This window comes from uncultured Mailhella sp. (assembly GCF_944324615.1).
Taxonomy (GTDB): Bacteria; Desulfobacterota; Desulfovibrionia; order Desulfovibrionales; family Desulfovibrionaceae; genus Mailhella.
This window is the reverse complement of the sequence record NZ_CALUWY010000028.1, coordinates 22174-34394: the sequence shown is the minus strand read 5'-3', so window position 1 is coordinate 34394 and position 12221 is coordinate 22174. Positions and strand designations below refer to the sequence as shown.

The window sequence follows — 12221 nt, the reverse complement described above, 5'->3', positions numbered from 1 at the left end:
CGGTACTGGCGCACCATGGCCTGACTGTGGGGGTTGGCTTCAAAGAGCCAGGTGAACAGCGCGCCGTCCTCCATGAGCTGTTTTTCCGTGGAGTTCATGCGCCGGAGAAAGGAGGGGGTGATGTACGGAAGAAGCGCGGGGTCTTCCGCCGTCATGGCGAAATACACCGCGCTCGTGATGAAATTCATGCCCTGTATTCTGGCTTCCGCCATGTCGTGTTCTTCTGCCGTGGCGCGGAAGGTCACACAGCAGAAGCTGTGAAACAGGCTCTCCACAAAGGCCACGTCCTCTTCCGAAGCGTGCCTTCCCGGCACTATGGTCACGCGCAGTTCCAGATCCTGCGCCGGGACGGGGCCGAAGAGCGGATGCGTGCCCACCACCGGCCCGTCCCACAGGCTTTCCATGTGCTGCATGGGCAGTTCCTTCACCGAGGTGATGTCGGAAAGGATGGTGGAAGGCTCCATGAAGGGCCTGAGCTTTTCCACGGTTCCGGCAATGGCCGTGGCCGGAATGCACAGAAGCACCACGCGCGCGCCTCTGCAGGCCTGCTCCATGTCCTCTTCATCATAGGGAAGGTCCAGCCCCACGGGCTGGAACGCGGCGGAGCGGCTCAGCCTTTCCATAAGCATGGCCCCCATGCGGCCCCGGCATCCGGCAATGACGATGCGTTCGCTCATGCAAGGGCGCTCCACACGTTCCAGAATTCAGGAAAGGACTTGCGTACCACGGAAGGATCGTCCACCCTGACGGACTGGCCCCGGCCGAGGCCGAGCAGGGAACAGGCCATGGCGATGCGGTGGTCGTTGTAGGTGCGGAATACCGTGCCTTCCCGGATGTCGGGCATGTCGGGCCCGAGGCCGTGCACGGTGAGCGCGCCTTCCTCTTCCTCACAGCGCACGCCTGCGCGGGCAAGCTCTGCGGCGCAGGCCGAGATGCGGTCGCATTCCTTGAGCCTGAGGTGGGCAATGTTTTCCATGCGCGTTGTCCCTGCGGCAAAGGCCGCGACCATGGCCACGGTGGGCACGAGGTCGGGGCAGGCTCCCATGTCCACGGTGATGCCGTGAAGAGGGGAGGGGCTGACCACGATGCCTTCTTTCCGCACGGTGATGCCCGCGCCCATGGCGCGCAGAATGTCCAGAATGACGCGGTCGCCCTGCAGGGAATCGGCGCGGAGATTGGTGACCAGCACGCTTTCTCTGCCCACGGCTCCGGCCGCAAGCAGGTAGGAGGCTCCGGACCAGTCGCCTTCCACATGATATTCGCCGCTCCGGTACGCGCCGGGGCTTACGCTGATGCGAAGAGCGCCGGGCCTTGCCTCGTGCACGCTCCGCCACGGCGTTTCGTGCCAGGCGTCGCCCTCTTTTTCCTCCACCAGGAAGGAGATGCCGAAGTCCTCAAGCACCTGAAGGGTCAGCCCCACATAGGGCCAGGAAACGACTCTGGAACCGGTGAGCGTGACATGGAGCGTTTCGCGGCAGAAGGGCGCGGCAAGAAGCAGGCCGGAAAGAAACTGGCTGGATTCGTCGACGCACATGTCCACATCGCCGCCGCAAAGCCCTTCGGTGGAGAGAAGAAGCGGGGGATAGCCCTCCTTTTTCTCAAACGTGATATGCGCGCCCAGGGCGGAAAGGGCCTTTGCCAGCGCGCCTATGGGCCGCTCGTGCATCCTTTCCACACCATGGATGCGGAAGGCGCCGTGCCCGGCGGCCAGAACGGCGGTGAGCAGGCGGCAGGTGGTGCCCGATTCGCCCACATAGCAGTTCAGGGGCGCAGCGCCGCCTGCGGGGCCGTGTTCCATGCCCTGCACGCTCCAGCTTCCGCCCCCCAGATCCTCCAGCACGGCTCCGGCGGCCTGAAGTATCTCCCGCGTGCGCTCCAGGTCGGCGCTGGAGAGGGTATGGTGCACCAGCGAGCGGCCGCGCGCCAGAGAGGCGGCGATGAGCATGCGGTGAGAAACGGACTTGGAGGCCGGGGCCTTGAGCGTGATCATGAATCAGAATCCTGTGGTGTTGACGGTGGAATCGAGACGGGGGCCTTCGGGGTAGCAGCCCAGTACCCGCACGAAGGAGCAGCACGCGCGAAGATCGTGGATGAGCCCCGCCCTTTCCGGGGCGGAAAGATCGCATTCCACATCGGCAAAGAAGATGTAGTCCCAGCAGGCGGCGCCCTTCAGGGGGCGCGATTCCAGCTTGGTCATGTTCACCTTGTGGGTGGTGAAGATGTTGAGCACCGAGGCGAGGGTGCCCGCCCTGTTGGGCACGGTGAAGAGCAGGGAGGACTTGAACGCGCCTTCCGAAGGCGCCTGCCGGGCGGTCACGTCCCCGGCGGAGACGAGGACGAAGCGCGTCCAGTTGGAGGCATCGTCCTGAATGTCGCTGGCAAGGCAGTTCATGCCGAGCTTTTCCGCCATGCTGCGGTGGCCTATGGAGGCCGCGCCCTCCTCGCGGGAGGCCTTCCATGCGGCGGCCGCCGTGGATTCCACGGAAACGAGCTTCGCCTGCGGGAGACTGGCGCGCAGCCATGCGGCGCACTGGCCCAGAGGCTGGGGATGGGAATAGACGGTCTTCACCCCGTCCAGACTCTTTTCCCTGCTGAGCAGACTGTTGGAAATGCGGGAGTAGAACTCGGCCTGTATGCTCACCTCGTACTCGGAAAAGAGGTCGAAGCTCTGGGCTATGGTGCCGTGAATGGAGTTTTCCAGGGGAATCACGCCGAAGTCGAACTGCTTCAGCGTGATGCCCCGGAAAATTTCGTTGAAGTCGCGGCAGGGCGCAAAGGTCATGGATTCACCCAGAAAATCCACGGCCGCAAAGTAGGAGAACGTGCCCTCCGGCCCGAGGTAGGCCACGGTGCAGGTTTTCTGCAGGGAACGGGAGGCGGAAAGAATGGCGCGCCAGATGGAGGTGACGTGCTCCGCCTTCAGCGGTCCGCTGTTGCGTCCGGCGAGCCTTTCCAGAAGCATGGCCTCGCGCGCGGGATCGAACACTCTGCCCCCCACCTGCTTCTTGGCTCTGCCCACGGCAAGGCTGAGGCCTGCGCGCCGGTTCAGCAGCGCGAGAAGCTCGGAGTCCACCGCGTCGATTTCTTCACGCAGTTCTGCAAGGCCGGGTATCTGGAAAGGCTCCGCCATGATCACTTCTCCTGAATGTCTTCTTTAATGCGCATGCCGAAGTGCCGCCCGGCTTCGTCGGTACGGCAGAGCACCTTGTCGCCCGCCTTCAGATTCACCACGCTCACGGGCGTGCCGTCCGGCGCGGTGAGGCGTATGGTTTCCGCGTTCTGAAGGAAGACCGTGCCCTTTCTGCCGTTGCAGGAAGCTTCCACAAGGAGCATGGGCCGCACTTCTATCTTCACCCTGCCCGCCGTGGCCAGCGTGGTGGCGCCGGTATGGTCCACCACCAGCATTTCCCGGCCAGCCTCCACTTCGGAAAGGTAGGTCGTGGTGTCGCCGGGAAGGCGGATGTAGGCGTGCACGGCCCCGGCATTCACACGGAAGGGCCGGGAGGCCACATATTCGTTGTGTTCCGTTTCGGCATGCACGAGGAAGGTGAAGGCGCTGGAATTGCCCACCAGCATGCCCTGGCCCCGGTGCAGCATGGACATGGTGTCGATGCACACGCGGTGCCCGAGCCCCGCAGGTTCCACGCGGATGATTTCGGCTTCCTGCAGATCCTCGTGTTCCCGGCTGGTCTTGCAGCGGGCCACGATGTCCTTGAGGTCGCCTATGGCTTCAGGCAGCACCACGATGCCCTGCACCCCGCGCTGAAGAATGCCGGAGGCGAGTACGGCTTCCTCAAGGTTTCCGGCCTCGGCCACGACGCTGGGACACTGGGCGAGGAGGTTTTCCACGGGGATGATTTCCCAGCCCCGGGCAAGAACCGCCTGCCTGCCCGCAAGAAGCTCGTCGCGTATGGCTTCCTCATCGGCCTTGGTGGCCATGGAACGGGAGGGCATGTCCTCTTCCGCAATGACGGGCGTGCGGGAAAGCTGGGCAACCGATTCCACCTTGTCGGCGGGAACGATGACGCCGTCCACGCCGGATTCCAGGGCGAGGGTCACGTCGTTCTTGCTGAAGGGCACGCTTTTGAAATAAATGTTCATCCCTGCTCCCCGGCTTACTGGTCTTCGCCCACAATGGCCATGGCGTCGTCCACGGAAGCGCCGGAATGCACGATGGCGTTCATGGCGCGCATGAGATCCACGCGGCGGGGATGTTCAAACACGTTGCGGCCGATGGAAAGGCCCGCGCCGCCCGCAAGCAGGGAATCATGCACCATCTGCAGGAGCTTGCGCGTGGAGTCGATGCGTTCGCCGCCGGCAATGAGCACGGGCGCGCAGCAGCATTCGGTGACCTTGCGGAAGGTTTCCGGGCTGCCGGTGTAGGAAACCTTCACGATGTCCGCGCCGAGTTCCGCGCCCACGCGGGCGCAGTGGGCCACGATGTCCACGGCGAAGCTGTCGCGGATGAGGCCGCCGCGGCCGTAGAGCATCATGAGCAGAGGCATGCCCCAGCGGTTGCAGTGATCGGCGATGACGCCCGCGGTGTAGAGCATTTCCTTTTCGTTGGGGTCGCCGAGGTTGAGATGGATGGACACGGCGTCGGCTCCGAGGCGGATGGCTTCCTCCACCGTACCGGAGAGCACCTTGGTGTTGCCGTTGGGGGAAAGGGCCGTGGAGGCGGTGATGTGCATGATGAGGCCGAGGTCGGCATTGGCGTCGGCGCAGCCGGAAGCACGGATGAGGCCCTTGTGCATGAGCACGGCGTTGGCCCCGCCTTCGTTCATGTCATCCACGGCCTTGCGAATGTCCACCAGCCCGTCGGGCGCGCCTATGGTCATGCCGTGGTCCATGGGAACGACGATGGCTCGTTTGGTGTCGGGATTGAAGATGCGGGACAGTCTTTTCTTGGTGCCGAGTTCCATAATGCGTTCCTTTTCGTTGAACGTTGGGGGCTGCGTGGCGGCGATATACAAAGAAAAAGGGCCGCCGGCTTGTTTCGCCTGCGGCCCGAAGTTTGCAAACAACAGTTGTCAGCAACCCTTCCGACCACAGGGCCCGGTAAAATAAAAGTAGAAACCAAAGCGGAAGGCACTGGTTTCATACTGGGCGGTGGCGGTATAAAGAGTATGCATAACAACAACCATACTGAGTTTAAGAATTTACTAATCCCAGAAAAAGAATGCTGTCAACAGGAAAATGGCGGAAGGGCGAAACTTTTTCACCCTCCCGGCCCGTTACTTCTCTCCCATGATGTCGAGGGCCTCTTCCACGGAGGCTCCCTGATGCACCATGGCACGCAGGGCGTGCAGAAGGGTCACGCGGTGCGGATGCTCGAACACGTTGCGGCCCACGGAAAGGCCCGAGCCTCCGGCCTGGAGGGAACCGTGCACCATTTCCAGCAGCTTGCGCGTGGAATCGAGCTTGGGCCCGCCTGCGATGAGCACGGGCACGCCGCAGTCGGCCACCACGTCGGCGAAGGTTTCGGGGTCGCCGGTGTAGGGCACCTTCACGATGTCGGCGCCGAGTTCCGCGCCCACGCGGGCGCAGTGGGCGATGTTGTGCGGATCAAAGCTGTCCACGTCGTGGCCGCGCGCGTACACCATCATGAGCAGCGGCATGCCCCACAGGCTGCATTCCTTGGCCACCTTGCCCGCATCCGACATCATCATGCTTTCATCGTCGTCGCCGAGGTTGATGTGTATGGACACGGCGTCGGCCCCGAGGCGCACGGCTTCTTCCACGTCGCCCACGAGCATTTTCTTGTTGGGCCTGCGCGAAAGGCTGGTGGAGGCGGAAATGTGCATGATGAAGCCGAGGCGCATGTGCGATTCGTATTTCGCCTTGTGGATGAGCCCCTTGTGCAGAAGCACGGCGTCGGCCATGCCCTCGTCCATGTCCTGAACGGCCTGGGCCATGTCGCGCAGACCGCGGGGCGCGCCGTCGGAAACGCCGTGATCCATGGGAACGATGATGGCACGGCCGGTCTGGGGATTGATGATGTGGTTGAAACGTCTGAGAGCGCCGACTTCCATGGCGAAACCCCTTTGCAGGCGCCTGCGGCAGATATGAAAAAAGCCGCCGGCGGTATATGCCTGCGGCTTGATAGTCCTGTGATGATAAAAATCAGCACAGCCCGCCGCCCGGCCCGGGATAATACGCATCACACCAGCAACCGAAGCTGCTGGCGAAGGTAAAGGAGCCGGAAAGGTACGCGCTGAGCATGATGTTCACCTTTTTTTCTTTTCCATAGCTCCGGTTCGGAAACGCTGTCAAGCCCGGAGGAAAAAAAAGCCGTTCCCGTCGCCGCCGGTGCGTTTTTGTACCGGAAAGGAAAAGATTCCGCCGTGGATTGACAAAAAAAACAGCCTTGCATACACCAAAGAAAAAGCCCTTTTCCCGGGCAACTGAGTTCAGGAGCGTTCCATGTCCGTTTTCGCCTTCACCGTGTCCTTCTCCGGCCAGTGGTGGTGGAGTACCCCTCTTCAGGGAGAGGTGCGGTCTTGACGCCCGTCTGAACTTCAGGCGTGGAAGATGTGAATGCCGTCCCCTCTCCGGGGGCGGCATTTTTTTTTATGACTCAGCACAAGGTTATCGACATGAAAGCCCACACGTTTCCTCTTCGAGTGCGTCAGAGCGTCCGCTGGCTCCCGGCGGACATGGACACGCCCATCAGCCTTTATCTCGGCATGGCCGGGGAAGGGCACGGCATTCTGCTGGAAAGCGCGGAAGTGGACGGCCGATGGGGTCGCTACAGCGTGCTGGCCTTCGATATGGCCCTTTATGTGTCGTGCCGGGAAGGGAAGCTGGAATGTCTGGTGAAGGATGAGCGCCTCGCGCCCCTTGCCGGATTCAACGGCATGCCCTTTGTGGAAGGTCTGCGGCAGGTGATGCGTTCCCTGGAAATTCTGCCCGACCCACGGGCGGCGAACCTGCCGCCCATCACCCGCGCCCTGTGCGGATATTTCGGCTTCGGCATGGCCGGGCTCTTCCACCCGAAGGTGGCGGAACTGCTCAGGCCGGAGGATGCGGAATGCGTGCTCTGTCTGCCCGGGACGCTTCTTCTCTTCGATCACATGTACAACCGCCTTGCCGAGGTGAGCCTCGGCACGCCCCGCGAGGTACGCAGCGGGCGGGGAAACGGGGCGCGCACGCTGGAGGAGGCGGGCGTTCTGCCCGACATGTCGGGACGGGCGCAGTACGAGCAGGCGGTGGAGCGCATACGGGAAATGCTGCGCGCGGGAGAGGCCATTCAGGTGGTGCCTTCCGTGCAGTTCAGCGCGCCCTTTTCCGGCGATCCCTTCCTGCTCTACCGCCGCATGCGCAGCGAAAACGCCTCCCCGTACATGTTCTTCATGAATCTTCCGGGCATCACGCTCTTCGGTTCCTCCCCCGAGGTCATGGTGCGCTGCACCGCGGGCAGGCTTCTTTCCGCGCCCATTGCCGGGACGCGCCGCCGGGGGCAGAGCGTGGATGAGGACGAGGCCCTTGCCGCCGACCTTCAGGACGATCCCAAGGAAAGGGCGGAACACATGATGCTGGTGGACCTTGCCCGCAACGATCTGGGCAGCATAGCCCTGCCCGGCAGCGTGGAAGTGGAGCGGCTCATGATGGTGGAGCGCTTTTCCCACGTCATGCACCTCACAAGCCGCGTCACCGCGGAGCTGGAAGAGGGGCTGGACGCGGTGGACGTGCTTTCGGCCGCGTTCCCGGCGGGCACGGTGAGCGGCGCGCCCAAGATCCGCGCCATGGAAATCATCGCCTCGCTGGAAAAGGTGCCGCGCGGGCCCTATGCCGGGTGCATCGGCTGGCTCGGTCTGGACAAGGACGGCGTGAACCTCGACACGGGCATCACCATACGCAGCATGTGGGTCAGGGACGGCCGCCTGTACTGGCAGGCGGGCAGCGGCGTTGTGCACGATTCCAGCCCTGCGCTGGAATGGAAGGAGGTATGCACCAAGTCGGCCATCATGCGTCAGGCATGTCTTATCCCGGGAGAATTCCATGTTCCTGCTCATCGATAATTACGATTCCTTCACCTACAATCTGGTTCAGGCCTTCTGCCGTCTGGGGCACAGGCCCCGTGTGGTGAAAAACGACGATCCCGGTCTGGTGGCCCTTGCCAACGATCCTTCGCTGCGCATGGTCTGCATTTCCCCCGGGCCCGGGCATCCGGCAAAGGCCGGGTACTGCCTGGCCTTTCTCCGGCAGCTCAGCCCGAGGATTCCGGTGCTCGGCGTGTGCCTCGGCCATCAGGTGCTGGGGCTGTACGCCGGGGCTGAGGTGACGGCGGCCCCCATCATCATGCACGGCAAGACTTCGGAAATCGTGCATGACGGCAAGGGGCTCTACCGGGGCATGCCCAACCCCATGGTGGTGGGGCGCTACCATTCCCTGGTGCTCCGGCTGGACGACGAGCACGTCAATCCGCTCCTTGCCGTTTCGGCGCGCGGCCCGCAGGGCGAGGTCATGTCCATACGCTTCCGGGACAGGCCGTGGGTGGGCGTGCAGTATCACCCCGAATCCATACTCACGCCGGACGGTCTGCGCCTTCTGGAGAATTTCCCCGGCAGTCTTCTGCCCACGGTGCAGGCCGCGCCCACCATCAGTTCCATTCTGGAATCCGTGTCCCGGGGCAGGGATCTCACGGACGAGGAAGCGGAAGTGGCCTTCGGCTCCATGCTCGACGGCACCATGACGCCCGCGCAGGCCGGGGCGCTGCTCATGGGACTGCGCATGAAGGGGGAAAAGCCCTCCGAACTGGCCGCGGCCATACGCATCATGCTTGCCCGCGCCGTGAAGGTGCCGGGCGTGCCGGAAAAGTGCATCGACATCGTGGGCACCGGAGGCGACGGCAAACATTCCTTCAACTGCTCCACGGCCACCTCGCTGACGCTGGCGGGCATGGGCTACCGCATGCTCAAGCACGGCAACCGCGCGGTGTCCTCCACGTCCGGCGCGGCGGATGCGCTGGAGGGGCTGGGCATTCCCATGGAAAAGGACCCGGATGCCATTGTGGACATGCTCAGAAAAAGAAACTTCGCCTTCCAGTACGCGCCCTACTTTCATCCGGCCTTTGCCAACGTGGGGCCGGTACGCAAGCAGCTCGGCATGCGTACGCTCTTCAACATGCTCGGCCCCATGCTGAACCCCGCCTGCCCCGACTACCTCATGATGGGCGTGGGCGACCCGGAACAGGTGGATCTCATTGCGGCCACGCTGCAGAAGCGCCCCTTCCACAAGGTGGCCGTGTTCAACGGCGCGGGCGGATACGACGAACTGACCACCATGGGCAGAACGCGCATCGTGCTCATCACCGACGGCGTGATGGATGAAATCATCTTCGACCCGGCTCAGTACGGCTTCGTTCCCTGCGAACCGGAAGATCTGGAAGTGCGCGACAAGGAGGAGGCCACGGCCGTGCTCAAGGAAATTCTGGCCGGGCGCGGGCCCCGGGCCATGCGCGACATGGTCATCGTGAACGCGGCCTTTGCCATATACATGCTGGAAGAGGGCAAGAGTCTGGAAGAATGCGTGGCCATGGCCCGGAAGGGCGTGGAGGAAGGCGCAGGCATGAGGGTGCTGTCATGACGGGACTGGAACGTTTCATGGAGGCCAAGCGGCAGGAAGTGGCGGAGCTTGAGGGCGGGGGGCTGGAGCGTCTCTGCCCGTGGCGGGGCGCAAGGCCCGCTTTCTCCCGCGCCCTTGAGGCGCGCGGCAGAGGGCCGCTTGCCGTGATTGCGGAATACAAGCGCGCCTCGCCTTCGCGCGGGGTGATATGCGAGTCGCTGGAACCGGAAGAAGCGGCGCTGCAGTACGCCGATGCGGGCGCATGCGCCGTTTCCGTGCTCACGGAGGAGCGCTGGTTCCACGGGCATGTTTCCTACCTTGCCCGCATGGCGGAGGCCATGGAAAAGAGCGGCGGGAATCGTCCGCCCCTTCTGCGCAAGGACTTTCTCTTCCACCCTGCGCAGGTGGCGGCCACCCTGGCCACGCCCGCTTCGGCGCTTCTGCTCATCGTGCGCCTCACCCCTTCCGCCCGCATGCTGCGCGATCTGCGCGAGATGGCGGAACAGGGCGGGGTGGAAGCCGTGGTGGAGGTATTTGATGAAAACGACCTCGCCCTTGCCCGCGAAAGCGGCGCGCGCATCATTCAGGTGAACGCCAGAGACCTTGCCACCCTCAGGGTGGACAGGCAGGCCTGCCTGCGCCTCATCGAGCGCCGTCCGCCGGAGCATGGAGAGCTCTGGATTGCGGCAAGCGGCATGCACTGCCGCGCCGACCTTGAGGAGGCTGCGGCGCGGGGCTTTGCCGCCGCGCTCGTGGGGTCGGCCCTCATGGAAGGCGGCAGGCCCGGCGAGGCCCTTGCCGCGCTTCTGAGCAGAAAGGAGGCGGAAGATGCGGATTAAAATCTGCGGCATGAGCGATCAGCGCGCGGTGGATGCCGCGGCACGGCTCGGCGTGGAATTCTGCGGCTTTGTCTTTCATGCCGGAAGCCCGCGCAACATCACGGCGCTTCAGGCGGCGGCCCTGGATACGCACGGCATGAAGCGGGTGGGCGTGTTCGTCCGCCAGAGCGCGGAGGAGATACGGGACATCGTGCGCCTTGCCCGCCTTGACTATGTGCAGCTTCACGGCGGGCAGAGCGCGGAGTTTGCCCGGGCCTTTGCCGCGGATTGCGTCATCCGCGTGCTCTGGCCTGCAAAGTACGACTCGCGCGAGGCGCTTCTTGCGGATATCGCGGCCTTTGCCGGAACGTGCGGAATGTATCTGCTCGATGCGGGCATGGGCAGCGGGCGGGAACTGGACTGGGAGGCGCTGCGCGGCCTCGGCTTCCCGCACCCGTGGTTTCTCTCCGGCGGGCTCGGCCCTCTGAACGTGGCGCGGGCCCTTGCCGTCTGTTCGCCGGACGGCGTGGATTTCAATTCAAGACTGGAAGCCTCCCCCGGCGTGAAGGATGAAGCGCTCATGGCGCGGGCGGTGGAGGCGGTGCGCACCTGGGAACATGCCCGCGGCAGACGCGGATCGGAAGGGGACGGACAGTGAAAAAAGGATATTTCGGAGATTTCGGCGGCCGCTTCGTGCCGGAGCTGCTCATGCCGCCGCTTATGGAACTGGAAGAGGCCATGGCCTCCATTCTGCCTTCGCAGGAATTTCAGCGTGAGCTGCACGGTCTGCTGCACGACTATGCCGGGCGCGAAACGCCGCTCACCTTCTGCCCCGCGCTTTCCGAAGAGCTGGGCTTCGAGCTCTGGCTCAAGCGGGAGGATCTTCTGCATACCGGCGCGCACAAGATCAACAATACCCTGGGGCAGGCGCTGCTTGCGCGCCACATGGGCAAGACGGCCCTCATTGCGGAAACGGGCGCAGGACAGCACGGCGTGGCCACGGCGGCCGCGGCGGCGAGGCTCGGCATGAAGTGCACGGTGTTCATGGGGGCGGAGGATATGGAGCGGCAGTCGGCCAACGTGCGCAGGATGCGCCTCATGGGGGCGGACGTGGTGGCCGTGGAAAGCGGTTCCCGCACCCTGAAGGACGCCATCAACGCCGCGCTCCGTGCCTGGATTTCGCTTCAGGGCAGCACGCATTACTGCTTCGGCACGGCGGCGGGGCCGTATCCCTTCCCCGACCTTGTGCGGGAATTTCAGAGCGTCATCGGCCGCGAGGCCCGCGCGCAGATGCTGGAGAAGACGGGCGCGCTTCCCGATGCCGTGGTGGCGGCCGTGGGCGGCGGTTCCAACGCCATAGGCATGTTCTCGCCCTTTGTGCCGGATGCGTCGGTGCGCCTTTTCGGCGTGGAGGCCGGGGGCACGGGCGAGGCGGGCTGCCTGCATTCGGCGGCCGTCAATCTGGGCCGCCCCGGCGTGCTGCACGGGGAATACACCATGCTCCTGCAGGATGAGAACGGGCAGATACTGCCTTCCGGTTCCATTTCCGCCGGGCTGGATTACCCCGGCGTGGGGCCGGAGCACGCCCACCTCGCGGCCACGGGCCGCGTGGAATACGGCATCGCCTACGACCATGAGGCCCTCAGCGCCTTTCAGAAGCTCTGCCGCATGGAGGGCATACTTCCGGCGCTGGAATCCTCCCACGCCCTTGCCTTTGTTCTGGAACACCGGCAGCGCTTCGCGCCGGGGAGTCGCGTGCTGGTCAACCTTTCCGGCCGGGGCGACAAGGACATGGACATCGTGGAAAAGGCCCTCGGCCTGCAGGCGGTATGAAAA

11 protein-coding genes are annotated in these 12221 nt (G+C 64.1%); 5 read left to right on the top strand and 6 right to left on the bottom strand.

Features of this window, described 5'->3' with window-relative positions:
• From Q0K07_RS07690 to Q0K07_RS07665, 6 genes are all read right to left on the bottom strand, one after another.
• Nucleotides 1-677: prephenate dehydrogenase/arogenate dehydrogenase family protein (locus tag Q0K07_RS07690; RefSeq protein WP_294558228.1), on the bottom strand; the 677-nt coding region annotated here is incomplete at its 3' end.
• Nucleotides 674-1990: a 3-phosphoshikimate 1-carboxyvinyltransferase gene (gene aroA / locus Q0K07_RS07685; RefSeq protein ID WP_294558226.1), complete on the bottom strand. Its 1317-nt coding sequence runs from the start codon at nt 1988-1990 to the stop codon at nt 674-676. The genes aroA and Q0K07_RS07690, both read right to left, overlap by 4 nt.
• A gap of 3 nt (nt 1991-1993) precedes the next feature.
• The gene (gene pheA / locus Q0K07_RS07680) at nt 1994-3130 is read right to left on the bottom strand and encodes a prephenate dehydratase (protein ID WP_294558224.1); all 1137 of its coding nucleotides are present in this window, start codon (nt 3128-3130) and stop codon (nt 1994-1996) included.
• A gap of 2 nt (nt 3131-3132) precedes the next feature.
• The gene (locus Q0K07_RS07675) at nt 3133-4101 is read right to left on the bottom strand and encodes a 3-dehydroquinate synthase II family protein (RefSeq protein WP_294558222.1); all 969 of its coding nucleotides are present in this window, start codon (nt 4099-4101) and stop codon (nt 3133-3135) included.
• Between the two features lie 14 nt (nt 4102-4115).
• Nucleotides 4116-4922 carry a 2-amino-3,7-dideoxy-D-threo-hept-6-ulosonate synthase gene (locus tag Q0K07_RS07670; protein WP_294558220.1) on the bottom strand — a complete coding sequence of 269 codons (807 nt, stop codon included), beginning with the start codon at nt 4920-4922 and terminating at the stop codon, nt 4116-4118.
• Between the two features lie 312 nt (nt 4923-5234).
• Nucleotides 5235-6032 (bottom strand): 2-amino-3,7-dideoxy-D-threo-hept-6-ulosonate synthase, encoded by a 798-nt coding sequence (locus tag Q0K07_RS07665; RefSeq protein WP_294558219.1) that lies wholly within the window; start codon nt 6030-6032, stop codon nt 5235-5237.
• 564 nt (nt 6033-6596) lie between these two features.
• Here Q0K07_RS07665 and Q0K07_RS07660 point away from each other — a divergent pair.
• The 5 genes from Q0K07_RS07660 to trpB are packed head-to-tail and all read left to right on the top strand — an operon-like array spanning nt 6597 to nt 12218.
• Nucleotides 6597-8021 (top strand): anthranilate synthase component I family protein, encoded by a 1425-nt coding sequence (locus Q0K07_RS07660; protein WP_294558218.1) that lies wholly within the window; start codon nt 6597-6599, stop codon nt 8019-8021.
• Complete coding sequence (gene trpD, locus Q0K07_RS07655; RefSeq protein WP_294558216.1) at nt 8002-9588, top strand: anthranilate phosphoribosyltransferase; 1587 nt, start codon at nt 8002-8004, stop codon at nt 9586-9588. Before Q0K07_RS07660 ends, trpD begins: the two co-directional genes overlap by 20 nt.
• Nucleotides 9585-10406: an indole-3-glycerol-phosphate synthase gene (locus tag Q0K07_RS07650; RefSeq protein ID WP_294558215.1), complete on the top strand. Its 822-nt coding sequence runs from the start codon at nt 9585-9587 to the stop codon at nt 10404-10406. The genes trpD and Q0K07_RS07650 overlap by 4 nt, the downstream gene beginning before the upstream one ends.
• Nucleotides 10396-11043, top strand: a complete 648-nt coding sequence (locus Q0K07_RS07645; RefSeq protein ID WP_294558213.1) for a phosphoribosylanthranilate isomerase — start codon at nt 10396-10398, stop codon at nt 11041-11043. The genes Q0K07_RS07650 and Q0K07_RS07645 overlap by 11 nt, the downstream gene beginning before the upstream one ends.
• On the top strand, nt 11040-12218 hold the full coding sequence (gene trpB / locus Q0K07_RS07640; protein WP_294558211.1) for a tryptophan synthase subunit beta: 1179 nt from the start codon (nt 11040-11042) through the stop codon (nt 12216-12218). Before Q0K07_RS07645 ends, trpB begins: the two co-directional genes overlap by 4 nt.
• Nucleotides 12219-12221: the final 3 nt, after the last annotated feature.